Here is a 23,891-nt window from a genome sequence, read left to right on the forward strand (position 1 = left end):
GGCGTCGGGGGAAACGTCACTCGAATGGTATTAAAATGCAAGCCAATCCCTAGCGACTTTCAAAAAGGGACTTGTGCATAAACGTCTTTTAATGCAAGTCTCTGATCACGGGCCGTAGAGCCCGACGGAACAGCGGCTCCAGACGCCGGAAAAGCGGGGGAAATTCCTATGACCAGGCAAGCGATCTTTCTGTTGGCCACCTGCGCCGTCGGCGCGCTCTCGACCGCGACCACGGCGATCGCGCAAACCGCGCCTGCGGAACGGCAGGTGTCCGTCGAAGAGGTGATCGTCACCGCCGACCGCCGCGAGCGGCGTCTGCAGGACGTCCCCACCGCCATCAGCGCGATCACCGAACAGGCGCTGGAGCGGAGCCGCATCGTCGATCTCAGCTCGCTGTCGACCAGCGTGCCGTCGTTCTCGATGACCGAGAGCTCGGCCCTGGGCAAGGAGCTCAGCATCCGCGGCGTGACCAGCGTGCGGATCCTCGACGCCACCGCCGAGCCGTCGGTCGGCATGTTCGTCGACGAGGTTTACCTCTCGCGGATGGGGTCGGCCTTCACCGACTTCTACGACCTGGAGCGGGTCGAGGTGATCCGCGGCCCGCAGGGCGTGCTGCTGGGCAAGAACGTGGTCGGCGGCGCGATCAGCGTCATCACCGCCAAGCCCAAGTTCGACCCGTCCGGCGCCACCACCATCTCGTTCGGCAACTACGACTCGGTGATGGCCACCGGCTATGTGACCGGGCCGCTGACCGAGGACCTGGCTGGCCGCGTCGCCTTCCAGGTGCGCAACCGCTCGGGCTACAGCGAGAACGTCGTGCTCGGCGGCGACATGGACAACCTGAAGTCCTACCAGGGCCGCGGCGAGCTGCTGTACCGCGCCCCCAACGCCGATCTCCAGGCGCTGCTGACCTTCGACTACGGCTCGGACGAGACCGACGGGACCGCCCGGGTCATGAGCGACGATCCCTTCGCCGCCGGCGTCGGCGTCGTGGCGGCCTGGCGCGAGGCCCAGGGCCTTGGCCCGCGCGACGCCACCAGCCCGCAGCATGAATACAGCCGCCGCATCACCCGCGGCGCCAGCCTGCGGATCGACTGGGGCGTGTTCGAAGGCGCCAAGCTGACCTCGATCACCGGCTGGCGCAGCTCGAAGGGCGTGATGGGCTACAACCAGTTGGGCGTCGGTTCGCCGCCCGGCCTGGCCGACACCTTCTATTCGACCAGCGAGCGCCCCGAGACGATCAGCCAGGAACTGCGGCTGGTGTCCGACAACCCCGACAGCCGGTTCGACTGGATCGTCGGCGCCTTCCACCAGAGCGACGACGTCACCCGCTACGACTCCAACGTCGCCACCACCTCGACCACGATCGCCGCGCTCAGCGGCACCTTCCTCTACACCAACGAGGCCGACCTCAAGACCACGGCGGTCTTCGGCCAGGTCGGCTACAAGTTCACCGATCAGCTCAAGGCCACCGTCGGCCTGCGCTACACGATGGACGACAAGAGCGGCGTGCGCCTGGCCGAGTGCCTCGAGGACGGCGGCGACGGCCTCTGCGTCGCGGCCCTGGTGCTGGCCAAGGGCCAGTCCTTCACGGTCGACTACGGCAAGGACTGGAACGCCCTGACCCCGCAGGGGATCATCGAGTACCGCCCGACCGAGAGCATCATGATCTATGCGAGCGCCGCCAAGGGCTTCAAGGGCGGCGGCTGGGATCACCTGCCGTCCACCGCCGCGGCCGCCAGCATCGGCTATGACCCCGAGAAGGCGACCAACTACGAGCTCGGCGTGAAGTCGGACCTGTTCGACCGCCGGGTGCGCCTGAACCTCGCCGCCTTCCAGATGGACTACAAGGACCTGCAGTCCCAGCAACTGGTCCTGGAGTGCCTCTGCCTGATCACCAGCAACGCCGGCTCGGCGAAGATCAAGGGGCTGGAGGCCGAAGGCACCTGGGCGGTGAACGAGGACCTGACCCTGACCGCCTCGGGCTCGTGGCTCGACGCCAAGTACAAGGACTTTGTGGACGGCGCCGGCGTGGTGTTCTCGGGCAACCGCATCCAGCGCTCGCCGGAATACAAGTTCGACCTCGGCGCGAACTACGTGTTCGGCGTCGGCCAGTGGGACCGCGCCTTCAGCCTGCAGACCAACTACACCAAGCAGGGCAAGAGCTACTGGACCCCGGCCAACACCTTCTACCAGAAGCCGTTCGGCCTCTGGGACGCCTCGCTCCGCGTCCAGCCGCCGAACGCCCCCTGGTCGGTCACGGTCTGGGGCAAGAACCTCACCGACGAGCTCTACGCCGTCGCCGCCCAGACCTTCTTCGGCGACCTGATGAACTACTACGCCCCGCCGAAGACCTACGGCGTGGACCTGAAGTACGAGTTCTAGGCCCAGCCCCTGACCCTGGAGGAAAGCCGGCGCCCGCACCGCGGACGCCGGCTTTTCTCGTCGCGGGCAGTACGGGGAGCCGCGGGGGGGCTGGGTGAACCCTTCGAGGTAGGGTTCCCGCGGCTCCCCGCTGCCCCAAGGCGCGCCCCGGAAGGCGCCGCCCCTAGAACCTCTGCGGGTCGCCCGACGCGGCGATCAGACCTTCGCGGCCTGCGTGCGACGCGTGCGGCGTTCGTGGCGGAGCAGGGCGCCCGCGCTGGCGAAGCCGACGATCATCACGATCCAGATGGCGAAGATGTCGCCGAGCCGGCCGCTGGCGGCGGCTGCGGTTCCCACGGCCATCACCGACATTGCCGGCAAGAGCTTCAACATCTGCGTCACGTCCTGTGTTCGTGACCGCAGGTATGACGTGCTTGTGTGTGGATGCGCCAACAAGTATTTGAAAAATAACGTAAAGAAGTGTAACGCGCGCAGGCCCAGGGTAGCGACGGGCCCGCGGCGCCACCTTGAGGCGGTCAGAGTTCGACGAAACTCTCGAAGCCGCCGAAGATCATCCGCTTGCCGTCGAACGGCATCTTGTCGGGGTCGTCCGGCATCCGCGGGTCGGCCATCACCTTGGCGTTGATCTCGTCGCGCTGGGCGCGCGAGTTGTAGACGATCCACGAGAACACCACGATCTCGTCGTCCTTGGCCTGCACCGCGCGCGGGAAGGACGTCACCTCGCCATAGGGCGTGTCGTCGCCGACGCATTCGACATAGGCCAGCGCGCCGTATTCCTTCCAGATCGCGCCGGCCTTGCGGGCGATCTCCTTGTAGGCCTCGATATTGGCCTTCGGCACGGCGAGTATGAAACCGTCGACATAGGACATGGGACTTCCTCCTTTGGGCTGTGCAGACCAAAGGACGTTCGCGCGGCGTTCGATCCGACAGCCGCGCGAGTTTTCTGGTCCCTAGCCGCTGTTCCTCAGGCCCGCGGCCACGCCGTTGATCGTCAGGTGGATGCCCTCGCGCACGGCCTCGTGGCTGTCGCCGGCGCGGCGGCGGCGGATCAGTTCGATCTGCAGGTGGTTCAGCGGATCGATATAGGGCAGGCGGGTGCGCAGGGCCTCGGCCAGGTCCGGGTGCCGGTCCAGCAGGGCGCTCTGGCCGCTGATGGTCAGCAGCGCCTGGACGGTCCTCTCCCACTCGGCCTCGATGCGGCCGAAGATGGTCTGGGCCAGCGCCTTGTCCTCGACCAGGCCGGCATAGCGCCGGGCGATCAGCATGTCGCTCTTGGCCAGCACCATCTCCATATTGGCCAGGGTGGTGGCGAAGAACGGCCAGGCCTCGTGCAGTTCGTTGAGCTCGCTCAGCGACACCCCCGAGGCTTCGATCGCCGAGCCGAAGCCGTACCAGCCCGGCAGCATGGTGCGCGACTGCGACCAGGAGAACACCCAGGGGATGGCGCGCAGGCCCTCGATGCTGCGGGTCGGCTGGCGCGAGGCCGGCCGGCTGCCGATGTTCAGCTCGACGATCTCGGTCAGCGGCGTGGCGCCGTAGAAATAGTCCACGAAGCCGGGGGTCTCGTAGACCAGGCTGCGATAGGCCTCCATCGAGGCCTGCGAGAGCCTGTCCAGCACCGGGGCGTGCTTCTCCCCCAGCCGCTCGGCCGAGGGCTTGCGCAGCGAGGCCAGCACCACCCCGGCGGTGATGGTCTCCAGGCTCTGGTCGGCCAGTTGCGGGTCGGCGTACTTGTTGGCCACCACCTCGCCCTGTTCGGTGATGCGGATGCGGCCGCGCACCGTGCCCTCCGGCTGGGCCAGCAGCGCCTCGTAGCTGGAGCCGCCGCCGCGGCCGACCGTGCCGCCCCGCCCGTGGAACAACTGGAGCCGCAGGCCCATCTCGTCGGTCGCCGCCAGCAGCGCGCGCGAGGCCTGGTGCAGCTCCCAGGTCGAGGTCAGGTAGCTGCCGTCCTTGTTGGAGTCCGAATAGCCGATCATCACCTCCTGCAGGCGGCCCTCGGACAGCAGCGACCTGATCAGCGGCAGGGAATGATAGGCCCGCATGGTGTCGGGCGCGGCGCGCAGGTCGCCGATGGTCTCGAACAGCGGCTCGGCGAACACCTCGGTGCGCGGGGTCTCGCCCGGATGGAACAGCCCCACCTCCTTGAGCAGGACATAGACCTCCAGCAGGTCCGAGACCGAGGTGGTGTTGGAGACGATGTAGGCGACGATCGCCTGGCGTCCGTAGCGCTTGCGCGACTGCGCCGCCTGGGACAGCACGGCGTACTCGCGGCGGGTCTCCTCGCTGTAGTCGGCATGGGGTGAATAGAGCAGCCGCCCATGCGCCAGTTCGGCCAACAACAGGTCGCGCCGGGCCTGTTCGTCCAGGGCCTCGTAGTCGGCGCAGACCCCGGCCACGGCCATCAGCTCAGCGATGGTGCGGGCATGGACGGCCGAGTTCTGGCGCAGGTCCAGCGTCGCCAGGTGGAAGCCGAAACAGTCCACCGCCCGGATCAGCTCGGGCAGCGGGCCGATGGCGAAGGTCTCGCCGTGATTGGCGATCAGGCTGTCGAGGATGACCTGCAGGTCGGCCTTCAGCGCCTGGGCCGTGGCGTAGGGCTCGGCGGGCAGGGGCGAGGGGCGCGGCGGCGCCTCGCCGGTCAGGATCGGATAGGTGGCCGCCAGCCGCGCATAGACCCCGCGCAGGGCCCGGCGATAGGGCTCGTCGCCGCGCTGGGGCGAGGCGTCGCCCGAGGCGTCGGCCAGGGCCTGCAAGGCCGGCGTCACCTGGGCCAGGGTGCTGGACAGCGACAGCTCCGCGCCCAGGGCGTGAATGCGCTCCAGATAGTTCAGCAGCGCGGCCTGCGACTGGCGCGCGAAGGCCTGGCGCTGGACGGCGTCGGTGACGAACGGATTGCCGTCGCGGTCGCCGCCCACCCACGAGCCGATGCGCAGGAAGCTGGGCAACTGGGCGTCAAGCTGGCGCGTCCAACGGGCGTAGAGCCGCGGCAGTTCGGCCAGGAAGCTGCGCTCGAAATACGAGACCGCGGTCTCGATCTCATCGATTACACCCAGGCGAACGCCGCGCAGCAGCCGCGTGCGCCAGAAGATCGCCACTTCGCGCAGCAGCTCCAGCTCGCGGTCGTGGCGGGCGGCCTCGCCGCTCGCCTGCTCCAGGGCGGTCAGGGCCGCGGCGATGGCGCCGGTGCGGTCCAGCACGCTCTTGCGCCGCACCTCGGTCGGGTGGGCGGTGATGACCGGGGCGATGAAGGCGGTCTGCAGCATCTTGGCCACCGCCGGCGCCTGCACGCCCTCGGCGGCCAGCGCCTCCAGGCTGCCGGCCAGGGTGTCGGGCCGCGCATCGCCGCTCTTGCGGCGCTGGACATAGTCCTCGGCGATGTTGGTGATCTGCAGGAAGCAGGCGAACGAGTGGGCGAAGCGGACCGTCTCGTTCAGGTCCAGGCTGCGCAGCCGTTCCTCCAGCAGGGCGGCGTTGGCCGCGCCGCCTTCGCGATGGAAGGCGACCGAGGTCTTGCGGATGTCCTCGATGCGGTCGAACAGCACCTGGCCGTCCTGGGATTTGATCACGTCCCCCAGCACGCGGCCCAACACCCGAACCCTGGCCCTCAGCTCCGAGGGCGGCGACTTCACAGCTCTTTCCGGCACGCTCGCACTTCCAGAATGTCGTTACGTCAATTTCGACGCGCGGCGTTGTCTACAAGCTGACGGGCGCGGCGTCGCGGATGACTTTCGCATCTGGCGTATCGGCGGTCGACTTTCCGGCGGGCGGCCCAGCGAAGCGTATAGCCGCGGCAGGCGCATAGTGCATCTGATCCATTTTGGAGTGGAGTGAAGCAATGGGGAGGTCGCAAAAAACAACCGTCAGGCGAAGGGTTGGCGATCAATTGTAAATTGTCCAGCAAGCGTGTTGTGAAGCCGCTTCAGCAAACGCTAAGGCCCCCTGGTCAGGATTTATCGACAGGGGTGCGAAGTATGAATAAGCAAAAGAATAGCCTGAAACTGCCGGCGCCTGTCGCGATTTCAGCAATTGTCCTTGGTCTGGCCTTGGCCAGCCCCGCGGCGGCGGCCGTGCAAGTAGAGTTCAAGAATGTCACCGGCGCCTGGTTCGATCCCGTCGGCGGCACGAACGTCAACATTTCGCCGAACGGCGGCGACGGCACGATCCGCTGGGGCGTTTCGACCGGCTATGGCCAGAGCGGCTACAACTTCATCGGGACCGACTTCTCGACCGTCCTGAACCAGGACATCGACTCTTCGGGCGCGGTGAATATCGGCGAGTTCCAGCACCTGAACTTCCCGATCAGCACCGGCGGCGCCATCACCAATGTCGGGCTGAAGTTCACCACGGACGTCTGGGCGGACGACAATTTCCTCGGCACGAAGACCTTCGAATACAACTTCTCCCACTTCGAAACGCCGAACCAGGACAACTCCTGCGCCAACGGCCTGCCCAACAACGCGGGCGTCAACAGCGCCGGCTGCGCCGATCGCGTGACGATGAACTTCAACTCGAATTCCCAGGTCTTCGACATCGGCGGCAAACAATACACCCTGAACCTCGACGGCTTCCTGGTCGACGGCTCGCCCTCGGGCGGCTTCTGGACCCAGGAACAGGCGCTTAACAGCGCCTTCATCCGCGGCAAGGTCGACCTCTACAGCGTCGCCAGCGCGGTGCCGGAGCCGGGAACCTGGGCGATGATGATCATCGGCTTCGGCAGCGTCGGGACCATGGTCCGCTCGGCCCGTCGCCGGCAGGCGCTCGCCGTCTGATCGGCGCTCCGACCTGGATACCGAAAGGCCCGCTCGGATCGAGCGGGCCTTTTGCATTTGCGAGGTTCGTGCGCCGCCGCCTTCAGTGGTCCAGGTGTTCGCGGATCAGCGCGCGGGCGGCGCGGGGCAGCATGCGGGCCGGGCCGTCGTTGGCCAGGGTGATGCGGGCCATGTACGAGCCCTCCAGCAGCAGCAGCAGCCCGTCGCCCAGGTCGTCGTCCTTCGCGCCGGCCGCCTTGGCCATCTCGATCAGGCGGCGGCGGGTTTCGAGCTTGTGCTCCTTGGCCACCAGGAAGGCCGGGTGGTCGGGCTCGTGCAGCTCGACGGCGGCGTTGCACAGCGCGCAGCCATGCTCCTCCACGTTCTCCGACTTCTCGGCGAAGGCGTCGAACAGGCCCTCCAGCTTGGCGCGCGGGGTGTCGTAGCGGGCCAGGACCTCGTCCCACCAGGCCCAGCCCTCGCGCGACTGCTCGCGCAGCACCTCGGCGACCAGCTCGTCCTTCGACGGGAAGTTCCGGTAGAGGCTCATCTTGGTCGCGCCGGCCTCGGCGGCGATGCTCTCCACGCCCACCGCACGGATTCCCTTGCGATAGAACATGTCGCGCGCGGTCTCGAAGATCCGGTCGCGGGCCGGCCTGCGTGACGTTTCCGCCACGGCGCCCGCCTCAGTTTCTCTCCCCGATATTTTCATATTTCCTCTCATTGACGTGAGAGTGACCGGTCAGTATCTATGCTCCACCGCGTTACCGACCGGTATCGTCACATTCTTCCTAAATCACCTACTGCCCGACGCGTCAAGCGCGGGTCTCCGCGACAGTTTGGCTGGAAACATCGCATGTCCGTGAAATCATTCGTTTCTATCGGGTCCGTCCTGGCCTTGGCGCTGCTGGTCGCCGGCTGCGGCGCTCAAGCCCAACAGAACACCAACGATCCGCCGCCGCCGCAGGTTTCCGCCGCGCCGGCCGTCTTCAAGTCGCTTCGTCAGTGGGACGAGTTCACCGGCCGCCTGGAGCCGGTGGAGCAGGTGCAGATCCGCTCGCGGGTCGGCGGCTATGTCGACAGCGCCCGCTTCCAGGAAGGCGCCCAGGTCCGCAAGGGCCAGGTGCTGTTCCAGATCGACCCGCGGCCGTTCCAGGCCGAGGTGAACCGCCTGGCCGCCGAAACCGACTCCGGCCGCGCCAAGCTGGAGCTGGCCAGCGCCAACCGCCTGCGCGGCGAGCGGCTGGTCGAGCAGAACGCCCTGGCCCGCAGCGAATACGAACGGCTGATCTCCGAGGAGAAGGCCGCCCGCGCCGCGCTGGAGGCGGCCTCCGCCGCGCTCAACGCCGCCAAGCTGAACCTGGAGTTCACCAAGGTGACTTCGCCGATCGACGGGCGGGTCTCGCGCGCCATGATCACCGCCGGCAACCTGGTGACCAGCGCCGACCTGCTGACCACCGTGGTCAGCGAGAACCCGGTCTACGCCTCGTTCAACACTGACGAGCAGACCTTCCTGAAGTATGCGCAAGGCGCCCGCGGGCGGCCCTCGCCGGTGTTCATGGGGCTGATGACCGAGGACGGCTATCCCCACGAGGGCAGGCTGGTCTTCGTCGACAACGCCATGGACGCCGGCTCGGGCACGATCAACGGCCGCGCCCTGTTCACCAACCCCGACGGCCGCTTCACCGCCGGCCTCTTCGCCCGCATCCGGCTGGTCAGCGAGGCGTCCGAGACCGTCGCCCTGATCCCCGACCGGGCGATCGGCGCCGACCTCGGCAAGCGCTTCGTGCTGGTGGTCGGCCCCAAGAACCTCGCCGAGTACCGGACCGTGACCCTCGGCCCCAAGGTCGGCGACCTGCGCATCGTCCGCACCGGCCTCAAGCCCGGCGAGGTGGTGATCGTCGGCGGCGGCCAGAAGGTGAAGCCCGGCCAGGCCGTCGTCCCGACCCGGGTCGCCTTCAAGCTGCCGACGCAGGCCCTGGCCCAGGTCGAGGTCGAACCGCTGCGCACCGCCCAGCTTGAGACCGCGCCCACCGCGAACTGATCAGCTCGGCCTCGACGCGCCGCGTCGATCCACTCCCCAGATGCTCCCCCGCTGGGGGAGCCGTCGGCGAACGCCGACTGAGGGGGACTTTGACTCCAAATTCCATCGCGCGGCCGCCTCAAGCCGCCAAGGACCCCCGACCATGAACTTCTCACGGTTCTTCGTGGACCGGCCGCGGTTTGCCGCCGTGCTGTCCATCATCATCTTCGTGGCCGGGCTGATCGCCCTGCCGCGGCTGCCGATCAGCGAATATCCCGAGGTCGTCCCCCCGACCGTGGTGGTGCGCGCCGCGTTCCCCGGCGCCAACCCGTCCGTCATCGCCGAGACCGTGGCCTCGCCGCTGGAGCAGGCGCTGAACGGGGTGGAGGGGATGCTCTACCAGTCGTCCCAGTCGACGGCCGACGGGGTCATGACCCTGACCGTCACCTTCGCCCTCGGGACCGACCTCGACAAGGCCCAGGTCCAGGTCCAGAACCGCGTCGCCCAGGTGCTGCCCAAGCTGCCGGCCGAGGTGCAGCGGGCAGGGGTGGTGACCAACAAGGCCTCGCCCGACCTGACCATGGTCGTGCACCTGATCTCGCCCGACAAGCGCTACGACATGCTCTACCTGTCGAACTACGCGCAGTTGCGGATCAAGGACCGCCTGGCCCGCATCGACGGCGTCGGCGACGTCCAGATGTTCGGCTCGGGCCCCTACGCCATGCGCGTCTGGCTGGACCCGGAAAAGGTCGCCTCGCGCTCGCTGACCGCCGGCGACGTGCTCCACGCCATCCGCGAGCAGAACGTCCAGATCGCCGCCGGCCAGCTCGGCGCCCCGCCCGCGCCCGGCCAGGCCGACTTCCAGCTCGCCATCAACGCCCAGGGCCGGCTGACCGACGAGGAGGACTTCCGCAACATCATCATCCGCACCGGCGCCTCGGGCGAGATCACCCGCCTGGGCGACGTGGCGCGGATCGAGCTGGGCTCCTCCAGCTACGCCCTGCGCTCGCTGCTGGACAACCAGCCGGCCGTCGCCCTGCCGATCTTCCAGCGCCCCGGCTCCAACGCCCTGAACATCTCCCAGGACGTCCGCGCCGCCATGGCCGACCTGAAGAAGGACTTCCCCCAGGGCGTCGACTACAAGATCGTCTACGACCCCACCGTCTTCGTCCGCGGCTCCATCGACGCGGTCATCCACACCCTGGTCGAGGCGATCTTGCTGGTCGTCATCGTGGTGGTGCTGTTCCTGCAGAGCTGGCGCGCCTCGGTGATCCCGCTGATCGCCGTGCCCGTGTCGCTGATCGGCACCTTCGCGGTCATGCTGCTGATGGGCTTCGGGCTCAACACGCTCACCCTGTTCGGCATGGTGCTGGCCATCGGCGTGGTGGTCGACGACGCCATCGTCGTGGTCGAGAACGTCGAGCGGAACATCGAGAACGGCCTGCCGCCGGGCGAGGCCGCCCGCAAGGCGATGAGCGAGGTCACCGGCCCGATCATCTCCACCGCCCTGGTGCTCTGCGCCGTGTTCGTGCCCGCCGCCTTCATCAGCGGCCTGACCGGCCAGTTCTACCGCCAGTTCGCCCTGACGATCGCCATCTCGACGATCATCTCGGCCTTCAACTCCCTGACCCTGTCGCCGGCCCTGGCCGCGGTGCTGCTCAAGGCCCACGGCGCGGAGAAGGACCGCTTCCAGAAGCTGATCGACGCCGCCTTCGGCTGGCTGTTCGGCCCCTTCAACCGCTTCTTCGCCCGCTCCTCGCACGGCTATGTCGGGCTGGTCTCGCGGGTGCTCGGCAAGTCGGGGGTCGCCATGGCGGTCTATGGCGTGCTGATCGCCTTCACCGTGGTCGGCTTCATGCGCACCCCGACCGGCTTCATCCCCGGCCAGGACAAGCAGTACCTGGTCGCCGCCGCCCAGTTGCCGGACGCCGCCTCCCTCGACCGCACCGAGGCGGTGATCCGCCAGATGAGCGACATCGCGCTCAAGACGCCCGGCGTCGAAAGCGCCGTGGCGTTCCCGGGCCTTTCCATCAACGGCTTCACCAACAGCCCCAACGCCGGGATCGTCTTCGTCACCCTCGACCCGTTCGAAAAGCGCAAGGGCAAGGACCTCGCCGCCGACGCCCTGGCCGAGCAGCTCAACGGCAAGTTCGGGGCGATCGAGGACGCCATGGTCGCGGTCTTCCCGCCGCCGCCGGTCATGGGGCTGGGCACCATCGGCGGCTTCAAGATCCAGATCGAGGACCGCGCCGGCCTGGGGGCCGAGGAGCTCTACGCCCAGACCCAAGGGTTGATCGACAAGGCCGGCCAGGACCCGTCGCTGACCGGCCTGTTCACCGGCTTCCAGATCAACGTGCCCCAGGTCACCGCCGACATCGACCGCGAGAAGGCGAGGGCGCAGGGCGTCTCCCTGACCAACCTCTTCGAGACCATGCAGGTCTACCTTGGTTCGGTCTATGTGAATGATTTCAACCGCTTTGGGCGGACTTATGAAGTCGACGTCCAGGCCGACCAGCGGCACCGCCTGGAGCCCGACGACATCCTGCGCCTGCAGACCCGCAACGGCGAAGGCCAGATGGTGCCGCTCGGCTCGTTCGTCACCCTGCGCCAGACCACCGGCCCCGACCGCGTGACCCACTACAACGGCTACCTCTCGGCCGAGATCAACGGCGCGGCCGCGCCCGGCTTCTCGTCGGGCCAGGGCGAGAAGGCGATGGAGACCCTCGCCAAGTCCGAGCTGCCCAACGGCATGGGCTACGAGTGGACCGAGCTGACCTACCAGCAGATCCTGGCGGGCAACACCGCGGTCTTCGTCTTCCCGCTCTGCGTGCTGCTGGCCTTCCTGGTGCTGGCCGCCCAGTACGAGAGCTGGAGCCTGCCGCTGGTGGTCATCCTGATCGTGCCCATGACCCTGCTGTCGGCCCTGGCCGGCGTGGCCATGGCCCGCGGCGACAACAACATCTTCACCCAGATCGGGCTGATCGTGCTGGTGGGGCTGGCCTGCAAGAACGCCATCCTGATCGTCGAGTTCGCCCGCGACCGCGAGGCGCACGGGGTTCCGACCCTGGAGGCGGTGCTGGAGGCCTGCCGCCTGCGGCTGCGCCCGATCCTGATGACCTCCCTGGCCTTCATCATGGGCGTCGCGCCGCTGGTCTTCGCCCATGGGGCCGGGGCCGAGATGCGCCATGCGATGGGCGTGGCGGTGTTCGCCGGCATGCTCGGCGTGACCTTCTTCGGCCTGATCCTGACCCCTGTCTTCTACCTGCTGGTCCGCCGCTTCACGGGACGCACCCGCGTCGCGGCCGGCCAGGCGGCCATCGAGGAGGCCCGCCCTTGAACCCGTTCCGCCTGACGGCTCCCGCCCTCTTCGCCCTGGCCTTGGGCGCCTGCGCGGTGGGCCCGGACTACAAAGCCCCCGACACCGCCCCGGCCGTGTTCCACAACGCCGACGCCGCGGCCTTCACCGCCGCCGGCCCCGAGGCCGACTGGTGGCGGCAGTTCGAGGATCCGGTGCTGGACCAACTGGTCGCGCGCGCGCTTTCCGCCAACCTCGACCTCAAGGTGGCGGTGGCGCGGGTCGCCGAGGCGCGGGCGATCTTCACCGACACGCGCCTCGACCAGGCGCCGCGCGTCGGCCTCGCCGGCGCGTCCAGCCAGAGCCGCCAGCAGCAGCCCGGCTCGGGCGACGCCCGGGTCGAGAGCGAGACCTACAGCCTCGGCTTCGACGCGGCCTGGGAGCTCGACCTCTTCGGCCGCGTCCGCCGCGGCGTCGAGGCCGCTGGGGCCGAGGCCGGCGCGGCCCGGGCCGAGTTGCGCGACGTCCAGGTCACCGTCGCCGCCGAGACCGCCCGCAACTACTTCGAACTGCGCGGCGCCCAGGCGCGGCTGGACGTCGCCCGCCGCAACCTGGAGACCCAGCGCGAGACCGTGCGCATCACCCAGGCGCGCTTCGACGTCGGCGGCGCCGACCCCATCGACATCGAGAGCGCCACCGCGCGGATGAAGGCGACCGAGGCCACCATCCCGGCCCTGATCGCCGCCGAGCGCGCCGCCGCCTACCGCCTGGCGGTGCTGACCGGCCAGCGGCCCGGCGCGCTGGACGACCTGCTGCTCGCCCATGGCGGCCGCGCCGCCCCGTTCGCCAGGGCGCTGCCGATCGGCGAGGCCGGCGACCTGCTGCGCCGCCGCCCCGACGTCCAGGCGGCCGAGCGCCGGCTGGCGGCCCAGACCGCCCGGGTGGGCGTCGCCACCGCCGACCTTTTCCCGCGCGTGCGGGTGACCGGCTTCGTCGGCTTCCTGGCCGGCGACCTGTCGTCCCTGGGCGAGGCGGCCAGCAACGCCTGGTCGGTCGCGCCGGCCGTGACCTGGCCGGGCCTCGACATCGGCGGCGCCCGCGCCCGGCTGAAGGCGCAGCAGGCGAGGGAGGACGCCAGCCTGGCGATCTACGACCGCACGGTGCTGACCGCGCTGGAGGACGTCGAGAACGCCCTGGTCCGCTACAGCCAGCGCCAGGCGCAGCTCAAGTCGCTGACCGAGCAGGCCGCCGCCTCCCGCCGCGCGGCCGAACTGGCGCGGGTCCGCTACCGCGAAGGCGTGCTCGACTTCCTGGTCCTGCTCGACGCCGAGCGCACCCTGCTGGCCGCCGAGGACGCGGTCAGCGTCGCCGAAACCGGCGTCAACACCGACGTCGCCGCGCTCTACAAGGCGCTCGGCGGCGGCTGGCCGGCGGCCTAGTCGGACGTGTCGTCCCGGTTTCGGCGCAGCCGGAGACCGGCGACGGCGCCGCCCATCCAAAGGCTCCGCGACCCTTTCCCGCAAGGCGCTGAAGCCCATTTGGCGAACGCTGTCCGACAGCGCATGATGTCGAACAATTGTTTGAGGAATCCCGGCCGGGGGGCCGGGACGCGAACGCAAGGATGGCACTGGTGGGCAGCGAGCATTTCGACGTTCTGATCGTGGGGGCCGGCCTGTCCGGGATCGGGGCCGGCTACCATCTCCAGGCCAACTGTCCGGGCAAGACCTACGCCATCCTGGAAGGCCGCGAGGCCAGCGGCGGCACCTGGGACCTGTTCCGCTATCCCGGCATCCGCTCGGACAGCGACATGTACACCCTGGGCTACGCCTTCAAGCCCTGGCGCGAGGCCAAGGCCATCGCCGACGGCCCCTCGATCCTGAAATACGTCCGCGACACCGCTGCGGAGAACGGCATCGACCGCCACATCCGCTACGGCCACCATGTCAGTTGCGCCTCCTGGTCCTCGGCCGACGCCAGGTGGACGATCGAGGCGCAGGTCGGGCCGAACAAGGAAGTCGTGCGGCTGACCTGCAACTTCCTCTTCATGTGCACCGGCTACTACGACTACGCCGAGGGCTACACCCCGCAGTTCGCCGGGACCGACCAGTTCCAGGGCCAGATCGTCCATCCGCAGAAGTGGCCGGAAGACCTCGACTATTCGGGCAAGAAGGTCGTGGTGATCGGCAGCGGCGCGACCGCCGTCACCCTGGTGCCGGAAATGGCCAAGACCGCCGCCCACGTCACCATGCTGCAGCGCTCGCCGACCTATGTGGTCTCGCGCCCGGCCGAGGACGCCGCCGCCAACTGGCTGCGCGCCAAGCTGCCGGCCAAGCTGGCCTATGCGATCACCCGCTGGCGCAACGTCCTCTTCGGCATGCTGTTCTACAACCTGGCCCGCAAGAAGCCGGAGAAGACCAAGGAACGCATCATCGGCATGGTGCGCGAGCACCTGGGCCCCGACTACGACGTCGCGACCCATTTCACCCCGCGCTACAATCCCTGGGACCAGCGCCTGTGCCTGGTGCCCGACGCCGACCTGTTCGACGCCATCAAGTCGGGCTCGGCCTCGGTGGTCACCGACCACATCGACAGCTTCACCCGGACGGGGCTCAAGCTGAAGTCCGGCCAGGAGCTCGAGGCCGACGTCGTCGTCACCGCCACGGGCCTGAAGCTGCAACTGCTCAGCGGCCTGCAGGTCAGCGTCGACGGCGAGCGCGTCGATATGGCGGGGACCATGAGCTACAAGGGCATGATGTACAGCGGCGTGCCGAACCTGGCCTCGGCCTTCGGCTACACCAACGCCTCGTGGACGCTGAAGTGCGACCTGACCTGCGAGTACGTCTGCCGCCTGCTGAACCACATGGAGCGCACCGGCCAGCCGATATGCACGCCCAGGCCCGACCCGTCGGTGGGCGAGGCCCCCTGGCTCGACTTCTCCTCCGGCTACGTCCAGCGCGCCATCGACCAGTTCCCCAAGCAGGGCACCAAGAAACCCTGGAAGCTCTACCAGAACTACGCGCTCGACCTGGTCACCCTGCGCTTCGGCGCCGTGGACGACGGGGTGATGGTCTTCTCCAAGCCGACGGCCCGCGCGCGCCAGGACCTCGCGGCCTGACGCACGCTGCGCCGCCGCCGACCGCGCCCGGAAAGTAACATCTCCCGCCAAACCGCCCCGGCGCGCGTGTCGGCTTCGTGACATTTCCGTTGCGGTGCGACAGGTTGCGCCTCCGCCGGCCCGGAGCCGGCGTGGGGTGGGCATGGTCGATCTGCTGTCGTCGCGCGCCGAGGTTCGCGACATCTATGACGGGTTCAACGGGCACGTGGCCGAAGGGCCGCGCGCGCCGCGCCATGGCCCGGCCTCGGCCCGCCTGCCGGTCGAGCACGGCGCCGGCCACTGGGACGTGGTGCGGCTCTACGACTACCTGCTCGTCTGCGTGGCCGACAGCAGCTACGACGACCACTACACCTTGCCGATCCGCGCGCCGGAAGACCTGGTCTCCCTGCGCTTCGTGCTGGCCGGCGGCATCGGCCTGCACGACGCCGGCCCCAATGCGGTGCGGGTGGAGAAGGGCTACGCCTCGGTCCTGACCCTGCCGGCCGGGCGCGACTACGACCTGCACATCCACGGCCGCGAGCGGCTCGCCTCCCTGACCCTGCACTTCCACGCCGGCAACCTGGCGCGGATCATGGGGCTGGAGCCGGACGAGCTGCCCAGGCTGCTGCGCGACCTCGACCGCCGCGGGCAGGGGTTCAATCACCTGGGCATGCGGCTGACCCCGGCCATGCACAGCGCGGTCGGCGACATCGTCGGCGCCTCGTTCAAGGGCGCCCTGCGCCAGCGCTATCTCGAGGCCAAGGTGATGGAGATGCTCTGCCTGCTGGTCGATTCCATCGACAGCGGCGAGCAGGGGCCGCGCGCCGCTTCGCCGGTCCGCCGCAGCGAGCGCGACAGCCTCTATCAGGCCCGCGAGATCCTGCTGGCCGAGTTCGCCGATCCGCCGACCATCGAGGTCCTGGCCCGCCGCGTCGGCCTGAACCGCACCAAGCTGCAGGGCGGGTTCAAGGAGATCTTCGGCGCGACCGTGTTCGACTTCTGCCAGGCGCGGCGGATGGAGCTGGCCAAGGACCTGCTGCGCGAGGGCGGCATGACCATCGCCGAGATCGCCGAATCGGTGGGCTACGAGCACCCGACCAACTTCACCGCCGCCTTCCGCCGCCGGTTCAACGCCGCGCCCAGGGACTTCCGCCGAAGGTAGCGGGCCGGGCCTGCTGCACTTCAGGTTGCCCCGTCGCGGCGACTGATTGCATCGCGCATCAGAATGGCTGCTTGGCGCATCATTCGCCGCGGCGTCGCACGCCTATGTTCCGGCTCGAAAATTGCGCCCGCCGTCTGGAGCGGCCGGTGCGAACGTCATTCGGGAGGGGATCCTATGAACATGAGCACCAAGACGCGCCTGCTGGCCGCGTCGGTCCTGGTTTCGGCGACGGCGCTGACCGCGGCGCCGTCCTTCGCGCAGTCGGCCCGCGACGGCGCCATCGTCGACGAACTGGTCGTCACCGCCCGCAAGCGCACCGAATCCGTGCTCGACGTGCCGATGAGCATCAACGTGGTCGGCGAGCAGGCCATGCAGAACATGGGCGCCGAGAGCTACACCAACCTTCTCGGCTCGGTGCCCAGCCTGACCGCCTACCAGAACGGTCCGGGCCGCACGCGCCTGTCGATCCGCGGCGTCACCAACGGCGGCGGCAACGACAACGACACCCAGAACCAGGAAACCGTCGGCATCTATATCGACGAAATCCCGATCTCGATGGGCGCCCTGAACCCGGAACTGGCGCTGTTCGACCTGGAGCGCGTGGAAGTGCTGCGCGGCCCGCAGGGCACGCTCTACGGCGCCGGCTCGATGACCGGCACCGTGCGGATGATCACCCATCGCCCGCAGTTCAACGAGTTCTCCGGCAAGCTGGACTACGGCGTCTCGCGCGTCAGCGAGGGCGGCGACGGCTTCTCGCTGAAGGGCCTGCTGAACGTGCCGGTCGTGACCGATCGCGTCGCGATCCGCGCTTCGGGCTACTACACCAAGACCCCGGGCTACATCGACAATGTCGCGACCGGCGAGAGCGACCTCAATGACGGCCTGGCCCGCGGCGGCCGCGTCGAGGCGCGCTTCCAGGTCACCGACGACTTCACCGCCGACCTGTCCTACTTCAAGCACCACTACAAGGACGGCGGCCGTCCCGAGGATCTGGAGCGCGTGCCGGGCCTGGGCCGCGACTACACCTCGAACGACGGCTACGACGACAAGCTCGACATCTACAACCTGACCCTCAACTACGACCTCGGCTTCGCGAACCTGGTCTCCTCGACCTCGTATTTCGACCGCACCACGGTCAACAAGCGCTCGCTGGACGGCCTGCTGGCCGCCTTCCCGGGCGTGACGCCCAGCCCGCTGGTCGACACCACGGATTCCACCTATTTCGCCCAGGAGATCCGCCTGGCCTCGCAGGGCGAGGGCCCGTTTAGCTGGGTGGCCGGCGCCTTCGCCGACAAGAAGGACATCTACTACCTGAACACCGTGCCGGTGCCGGGCTTCGACGCCGCCATGGGCGTCAACTCCAACGACTTCGGCGCGCCCACGGACAATCCGTACTGGGGCTATGACGACCTGGAGGTGAAGACCTACGCCCTGTTCGGCGAGCTGACCTACGAGATCGGCAAGTTCAGCGTCACCGGCGGCGTGCGCTACTTCAACTGGGAACAGAAGTACAAGCTCTACGCCTCGGGCTTCTTCAACGGCGCGGTCCCCAGCGACCCGCCGCGCCGCACGTCCAAGGAAGACGGCTTCAACCCGAAGCTCAACGTCTCCTACGACCTGACCGACGACTTCATGGTCTACGCCCAGGCCGCCCGCGGCTTCCGCTACGGCGGCATCAACACCCCGGTGCCGCAGGACGTCTGCGCCGCCGAGCTGGCCGATTTCACCCGCACCGGGACCGACCCGAACACCTTCGCGGCCGACAAGGTCTGGAACTACGAAGTGGGCGGCAAGGGCTCGTTCGCCGGCGGGCGCGTGCGCGTCAACGGCGCCTACTTCCACCTGGTCTGGGACGACATGCAGACCCAGCGCCGGCTCGACTGCGGCTTCGGCTTCCGTGAGAACGTCGGCGGCGCCACCAGCGACGGCGTCGAGCTGGAACTCACCGCCAACCCGATCCAGGGCCTGACCCTGACGGCCGGCGGCGCCTACATCGACTCCAAGCTCTCGACCGACGTGGTCAACCTGAAGGCCAAGGAGGGCGACAAGGCCCCGTTCGTGCCGGAGTTCACCTTCAGCGGCTCGGCCGAGTACGTCTTCACGCTCAGCGACGACCTCGACGCCTTCGTCTACGCCGGCTACCAGTACATGGGCGAGCGCTTCACCGAGTTCAGCCCGCAGCTCAGCACCTATCGCAAGATGGACGCCTACAACGTGGTGAACCTGCGTGCGGGCGTCACGCACCAGGGCGTGGAGCTGTCGATCTATGCGAACAACGCGCTCGACAGCCGCGGCGTGATCCGCGCGCTGCCGGCCAGCCCGTTCGATCCCGAGGCGCGCATCCGCATCACGCCGCGCACCATCGGGGCCAACATCCGGGTGGCGTTCTGACGACCAGGGCCGGCGGGGCGACCCGCCGGCTCGCAAGCTGGGCAAGGGGAGGGCCGGGCATGGCCATGAAGCTCGTTCGACGCGCCGTGCTGGGCGCGGCCCTCTTTCTGGCGGCGGCAGGCCCCGGCCCCGCCGCCCCGCCGGCCGCCGTGCCGGTGGTGATGACCACCGACCTGGGCGTGGTGGAGCTGGAGCTCTATCCCGACCGCGCGCCGCTCACCGTCGCCAACTTCCTGCGCTATGTGGACGAGGGCCGCTACGCCGGCGCGACCTTCTACCGGGTCGTGCGCGCCGCGACCGATCCCAATCCCAAGGCGCCGATCCAGGTGATCCAGGGCGGAATCGACAGCGACGCTCGTCGCGGCCAGATGCAGCCGCCCATCGCCCACGAGACCACCGCCACGAGCGGGCTGAGCCACACCGACGGCGTCATCTCGATGGCCCGCGACGGCCCGGGCTCCGCGACCTCGGAGTTCTTCATCACGGTCGGCGACAACACCAGCCTCGACTTCGGCGGCGCCCGCAATCCCGACGGCCAGGGCTACGCCGCCTTCGGCCGGGTGACCGGGGGCATGGACGTGGTGCGCAGGATTCAGGGGCAGCCTTCGGACGCTCCGACCGATGTGGTCTACGTCAAGGGACAGATTCTGGAACGTCCCGTCGAAATCCTGACGATACGGCGCAAATAGGAGCCCGATTGTGAAGTTCAGCGCACTTTCCGCCGTCGCCCTGACGATAGGCCTGATGGCCGGTCCGGCCCTGGCCGACGACCGTGCCGACGTCGCCAAGGTGCTGGCCGACGCCAGCGCCGGCTGGAGCCGCGGCGAGCTCGACACCTTCATGGCCAGCTACGAAAAAGCCCCGCAAATCAACTATGTTAGCGGTGGAAAGGTCATCCAGGGCTATGACGCCATCCGGGCCATGTACGCCCCCCGGTTCGCCGACCCGACGGCCATGCCCAGGCTCTCGACCGAGGTGGTCGACTTCGACCCGCTGGGCCCCGACTACGCCGCCGTGATCGGCAGGTTCAATCTCGACCTGCCGAACGGCGAAAAGGCCACCGGCCTGTTCAGCCTGGTGTTCCACAAGACCGCGGACGGCTGGCGGATCGTCTCCGATCACTCCGGCTGACGAGGCAAGCTAGACCACGCGGTCGACGATGGGGCCGATGTCCTTGGCCTCGATCGCGCGCACGTCCTCGCGCCACAGCCGCGCGCGGTAGGCCCGGCCGGTGATGCGGAAATCGCCTGCCAGCACCGCTCCGATCTCGCGTGGCGGCGGCCGCGGGCCTCCGGGCGGGGCGTTGGAACGTTCGGAAGTCATGCTCCTTCAACGCCGCGCCGGCCCTTGTGGTTCTTGGGATGGTGAACGCCGCGCCTAGGCCGCGCCCAGTTCGGCCGCCAGCCAGTCGAGGAAGGTCCGGGCCTGGGCGGACAGCGGTCGCGAGCGGTGCGGAATGGCGGCGAAGCCGTCGGGAAACGTCGTGAAATCGGCCACCGCCGCCAGCCGACCGGCCGCCAGCTCGGCCTGGGCCAGGCGGCGCTCGGCCACCGCCACGCCCATGCCGGCCACCGCCGCCTGCAGGCAAAGGTGCGTGTGCGGAAAGCTGATCTGGGCCGGGGCCTCGAGCGCCAGCCCCGACAGCCTGCTCCATTGCGCCCAGGCCCCGGCGGCATGGTCGTGGACGATGCGCCGGGCGACGCGCAGGGTTCCGTCCCGGGGGCGTCGTTCGACCGGGTAGTCGGGCGCGGCGACCGGCCCGAAGCTGGCGTCGGCGAGGCGGATGGCGCGCGCCTGGTCTTCGGGCGGATAGGCGCTGCGGTCCCACAGGATCACCAGGTCGGCGTCGCGTTCCTCGCGCATGTCCTTCGCCGAGGTCATCGAGAGTTCGAGCCGCACGTCCGGGTGTCGTTCGGAAAAGCGCGGCAGGTGCGGGACCAGCCAGCCCATGGCGAAACTGGCGCTGCACGCGATGCGCAACGCCGGTGCGCGGGCTTCGCGCACCACCTCGGCATAGGCTTGGCCCAGGTCGTCGAACGCGCGCCCCACCGCCTGCGCCAGCCGCTTGCCGGCGGCGTTGGCCTGCAGGCCGGTCCCGACCTTGTCGAACAGCGGCGCGCCGGCGTCCAGGCGCAGCGCCTGCAACTGCTTGCTGACCGCGCCGTGCGTGCGGCCCAGCTCCTCGGCGGCGCGGCCGACCGAGCCGAGCCTGGCGACGGCCTCGAAGGCGCGCAGGGTGGCGAGCGGCGGCAGGCGTGGACGCGTCATGGCGATCTCACAGTTGAATTTGCCTCACCTATAGCACGACCCGTTCTCGATTTTTCGGCGAAAAGGAACGGGGTAGACATCTCTTCATCGGATTCAAACGTGAGGAGAATTGACGAATGGCGGTAGGCGGAGACGTGGACTACGACCGCACGGGCGGCGGCTATGCGGCGCAAAGGCGGCCCGACCCGGTGCTGGCCCACCGCATCCGCCAGGCGCTCGGCCCAGTGCGGACCGTGCTCAATGTCGGGGCCGGGACGGGGTCCTATGAGCCCCAGGACTGCTACGTCCTGGCGGTCGAGCCTTCGGCGGTGATGCGCGCTCAGCGACGGCCGGGCGCCGGCCTAGCGATCGAGGCGTTCGCCGAGGCGCTGCCGCTGGACGACGACAGCGTCGATGCGGCGATGGCGGTGGCCACCGTCCATCAGTGGCGCGATCCGGCCAAGGGGCTGGCGGAGTTGCGGCGCGTGGCGCGCGGTCCGGTCGTGGTCGCCGCCTTCGACGGGCCGGCCCTGTCGCGCTGGTGGCTGAACGACTACGCCCCCGAACTGATCGCCGCCGAGCAGCGGCGCTATCCGGGGATCGAGGCGATCGTCGACGCCCTCGGCGGCCAGGTGAGCGTCGAAACCGTGCCGATCGCCATCGACTGCGTCGACGGCGTCACCGAGGCCTTCTACGCCCGGCCCGAACGCCTGCTGGAGCCGGCGGTGCGCGGGGCCCAGTCCTCGTGGGGCTTCGTGGCGCCGGAGGTCGAGCCGCGGTTCGTCGCCGCGCTGTCGGCCGACCTCGCCTCGGGCGCCTGGGACGAGCGCTACGGCCATTGGCGGCGGATGCCGACCTATGACGGGTCGCGCCGGCTGGTCATCTCGCGCCCCTGAGGCCGGCGGACTGTCTTGCGCCCGTCACGAACCGATATGTAGTCTGGGGTGACAACGCCAGGAGCCGCCCCATGAAGTTCAAGCAGCTTGGCCGGACGGGCCTCTACGTCTCCGAGATCTGCCTGGGGACGATGACCTTCGGCGGGAACGAGGACGCCGGCATGTGGAAGGCGATCGGCTCGCTGCCGCAGGCCGACGTCGATGCGATCGTGGGCAAGGCCCTGGCCGCGGGGGTGAACTTCTTCGACACCGCCGACGTCTATTCGTTCGGCGCGTCCGAGCAGCGCCTCGGCCAGTCGCTCAGGAACCTCGGCGTCAAGCGCAGCGACGTGGTGCTGGCGACCAAGGTCTTCGGCCAGATGGGGCCGGGCCCCAACGACCGAGGGGCCTCGCGCGGGCACATCCTGGACTCGGTCAAGGCCAGCCTGGAGCGGCTGCAGACCGACCACATCGATCTCTACCAGATCCATGGAAACGACACGGTGACCCCCATCGACGAGACGTTGCGCGCGCTCGACGACCTGGTGAGCCAGGGGCTGGTGCGATACGTCGGCGTCTCGAACTGGTCGGCCTGGAAGATCGCCAAGGCCCTGGGGCTTTCGGAAGCCAAGGGTTATGCGCGGTTCGAAACCTTGCAGGCCTACTACACCGTCGCCGGCCGCGACCTGGAGCGCGAACTGGTCCCGATGCTGACGTCCGAGCAACTGGGCCTGATGGTCTGGTCGCCGCTGGCCGGCGGGCTGCTGTCGGGCAAGTTCGGGCCGGGCTCGAACAATCCGGAGAACGCGCGGCGCACCAGTTTCGACTTCCCGCCTGTGAACCTGGATCGCGCCTGGGCCTGCATCGAGGTCATGCGCGAGATCGCACAGGCGCACGAGGCGTCGGTGGCCCGCGTGGCCCTGGCCTGGCTGCTGGCCAAGCCGCATGTGATGAGTGTGATCATCGGCGCCAAGACCGTCGAGCAACTGGACGACAACCTGGCCGCGGTCGACCTCGAACTGACGCCCGAGGAGATGCAGCGCCTCGATGCGGTCAGCGAGCTGCCGGCCGAGTATCCGGGCTGGATGTTCGCACGCCAGGGCGCCAACCGCGTCCCGGCCCCCTTCAAACCCAAGGAATGATGGGAAACCCGACGCCGGACCTGGCCAGGCCGATCGCGGTGGTGCGCGGCGCCCCGACCCCGGCGATTCAGTCCCTGTTCTGCGCCTTCGCCCAGCGGCTCGGCCCCCGCGTGCGCGTCGCCGGCGTGGTCGAGGAGGAGCCCGGGGAGGGCGAGGCGCAGTTGCGCAGCCTGGTCGACGGCCGGCGCTTCCCGGTCTTCCAGGAGCTGGGCGGCGGCTCGACCGCCTGCGGACTGGACGCCGGCAGCATCGTGACCGCGTGCGAGGCGGTGCGCCAGGACATCGCCGCCGGCTGCGATCTGGTGGTGCTCAGCAAGTTCGGGCGGCTGGAGGCCGAACGGACCGGCCTGTCGGATGCGTTCGCCGCCGGCCTGGCCGCCCGCACCCCGATCCTGACCTCGGTGGCGCAGAAGTTCGACCCGGTCTGGTCCGCCTTCGCCGCGCCGCTCTACGTGGTCCTGCCGCCCGACCTGGCCGCGATCGAAGGCTGGTGGCGCAGCCTGCATCGCCAGGTCGCCTGACCGAC

The 23,891-nt window shown here is 69.0% G+C and carries 19 protein-coding genes; 13 read left to right on the plus strand and 6 right to left on the minus strand.

Annotation, left to right across the window (positions count from 1 at the left end):
* The first annotated feature begins 168 nt into the window (after positions 1-168).
* Positions 169-2,385: a TonB-dependent receptor gene (locus tag RTL41_RS08435; RefSeq protein WP_312163254.1), complete on the plus strand. Its 2,217-nt coding sequence runs from the start codon at positions 169-171 to the stop codon at positions 2,383-2,385.
* A gap of 195 nt (positions 2,386-2,580) precedes the next feature.
* On the opposite strand, the gene RTL41_RS08440 is transcribed toward RTL41_RS08435, so the two are convergent.
* From RTL41_RS08440 to ppc, 3 genes are all read right to left on the minus strand, one after another.
* Positions 2,581-2,757, minus strand: a complete 177-nt coding sequence (locus tag RTL41_RS08440) for a hypothetical protein (RefSeq protein ID WP_312163256.1) — start codon at positions 2,755-2,757, stop codon at positions 2,581-2,583.
* A 143-nt stretch (positions 2,758-2,900) separates the two neighbouring features.
* Positions 2,901-3,254, minus strand: a complete 354-nt coding sequence (locus RTL41_RS08445; protein ID WP_312163257.1) for a DUF1428 family protein — start codon at positions 3,252-3,254, stop codon at positions 2,901-2,903.
* An 81-nt stretch (positions 3,255-3,335) separates the two neighbouring features.
* On the minus strand, positions 3,336-6,017 hold the full coding sequence (ppc, locus tag RTL41_RS08450; protein ID WP_312163260.1) for a phosphoenolpyruvate carboxylase: 2,682 nt from the start codon (positions 6,015-6,017) through the stop codon (positions 3,336-3,338).
* A 342-nt stretch (positions 6,018-6,359) separates the two neighbouring features.
* Between ppc and RTL41_RS08455 the strand changes: the two genes are divergently transcribed.
* Entirely contained in the window at positions 6,360-7,157 is a 798-nt protein-coding gene (locus tag RTL41_RS08455) for a THxN family PEP-CTERM protein (RefSeq protein WP_312163263.1), read from the plus strand.
* 82 nt (positions 7,158-7,239) lie between these two features.
* Here RTL41_RS08455 and RTL41_RS08460 read toward each other — a convergent pair whose 3' ends face one another.
* Positions 7,240-7,812, minus strand: a complete 573-nt coding sequence (locus RTL41_RS08460; RefSeq protein ID WP_312163264.1) for a helix-turn-helix domain-containing protein — start codon at positions 7,810-7,812, stop codon at positions 7,240-7,242.
* Between the two features lie 180 nt (positions 7,813-7,992).
* Here RTL41_RS08460 and RTL41_RS08465 point away from each other — a divergent pair, with 180 nt between their 5' ends.
* The 8 genes from RTL41_RS08465 to RTL41_RS08500 all read left to right on the plus strand — a co-directional run bounded on the left by RTL41_RS08465 (position 7,993) and on the right by RTL41_RS08500 (position 20,232).
* Positions 7,993-9,180 carry an efflux RND transporter periplasmic adaptor subunit gene (locus RTL41_RS08465; RefSeq protein WP_312163266.1) on the plus strand — a complete coding sequence of 396 codons (1,188 nt, stop codon included), beginning with the start codon at positions 7,993-7,995 and terminating at the stop codon, positions 9,178-9,180.
* 142 nt (positions 9,181-9,322) lie between these two features.
* The gene (locus RTL41_RS08470; RefSeq protein ID WP_312163268.1) at positions 9,323-12,496 is read left to right on the plus strand and encodes an efflux RND transporter permease subunit; all 3,174 of its coding nucleotides are present in this window, start codon (positions 9,323-9,325) and stop codon (positions 12,494-12,496) included.
* Positions 12,493-13,893, plus strand: coding sequence for an efflux transporter outer membrane subunit (locus RTL41_RS08475; RefSeq protein ID WP_312163270.1), 1,401 nt, complete (start codon positions 12,493-12,495; stop codon positions 13,891-13,893). The genes RTL41_RS08470 and RTL41_RS08475 overlap by 4 nt, the downstream gene beginning before the upstream one ends.
* 191 nt (positions 13,894-14,084) lie before the next feature.
* Positions 14,085-15,569, plus strand: a complete 1,485-nt coding sequence (locus RTL41_RS08480) for an NAD(P)/FAD-dependent oxidoreductase (protein ID WP_312163273.1) — start codon at positions 14,085-14,087, stop codon at positions 15,567-15,569.
* Between the two features lie 142 nt (positions 15,570-15,711).
* The gene (locus RTL41_RS08485) at positions 15,712-16,710 is read left to right on the plus strand and encodes an AraC family transcriptional regulator (protein ID WP_312163275.1); all 999 of its coding nucleotides are present in this window, start codon (positions 15,712-15,714) and stop codon (positions 16,708-16,710) included.
* A 180-nt stretch (positions 16,711-16,890) separates the two neighbouring features.
* On the plus strand, positions 16,891-19,101 hold the full coding sequence (locus RTL41_RS08490; RefSeq protein WP_312163277.1) for a TonB-dependent receptor domain-containing protein: 2,211 nt from the start codon (positions 16,891-16,893) through the stop codon (positions 19,099-19,101).
* 59 nt (positions 19,102-19,160) lie between these two features.
* A complete protein-coding gene (locus tag RTL41_RS08495; RefSeq protein ID WP_312163279.1) occupies positions 19,161-19,790 on the plus strand; it encodes a peptidylprolyl isomerase in 630 nt (209 codons plus the stop codon).
* Positions 19,791-19,800: 10 nt separating this feature from the next.
* The gene (locus tag RTL41_RS08500; protein ID WP_312163281.1) at positions 19,801-20,232 is read left to right on the plus strand and encodes an SgcJ/EcaC family oxidoreductase; all 432 of its coding nucleotides are present in this window, start codon (positions 19,801-19,803) and stop codon (positions 20,230-20,232) included.
* A gap of 9 nt (positions 20,233-20,241) precedes the next feature.
* On the opposite strand, the gene RTL41_RS08505 is transcribed toward RTL41_RS08500, so the two are convergent.
* Positions 20,242-20,424: a hypothetical protein gene (locus RTL41_RS08505; protein WP_312163283.1), complete on the minus strand. Its 183-nt coding sequence runs from the start codon at positions 20,422-20,424 to the stop codon at positions 20,242-20,244.
* A gap of 54 nt (positions 20,425-20,478) precedes the next feature.
* Entirely contained in the window at positions 20,479-21,369 is an 891-nt protein-coding gene (locus RTL41_RS08510) for a LysR substrate-binding domain-containing protein (protein ID WP_312163285.1), read from the minus strand.
* A 116-nt stretch (positions 21,370-21,485) separates the two neighbouring features.
* On the opposite strand from RTL41_RS08510, the gene RTL41_RS08515 reads away from it, so the two are divergent.
* From RTL41_RS08515 to RTL41_RS08525, 3 genes are all read left to right on the plus strand, one after another.
* The gene (locus tag RTL41_RS08515; RefSeq protein ID WP_312163287.1) at positions 21,486-22,244 is read left to right on the plus strand and encodes a class I SAM-dependent methyltransferase; all 759 of its coding nucleotides are present in this window, start codon (positions 21,486-21,488) and stop codon (positions 22,242-22,244) included.
* A gap of 71 nt (positions 22,245-22,315) precedes the next feature.
* On the plus strand, positions 22,316-23,365 hold the full coding sequence (locus RTL41_RS08520) for an aldo/keto reductase (RefSeq protein WP_312163289.1): 1,050 nt from the start codon (positions 22,316-22,318) through the stop codon (positions 23,363-23,365).
* Complete coding sequence (locus RTL41_RS08525; protein WP_312163291.1) at positions 23,365-23,886, plus strand: DUF2478 domain-containing protein; 522 nt, start codon at positions 23,365-23,367, stop codon at positions 23,884-23,886. The genes RTL41_RS08520 and RTL41_RS08525 overlap by 1 nt, the downstream gene beginning before the upstream one ends.
* Positions 23,887-23,891 lie beyond the last annotated feature (5 nt).

This window comes from Phenylobacterium sp. (assembly GCF_031984885.1).
In the GTDB taxonomy this organism is placed as follows: domain Bacteria; phylum Pseudomonadota; class Alphaproteobacteria; order Caulobacterales; family Caulobacteraceae; genus Phenylobacterium.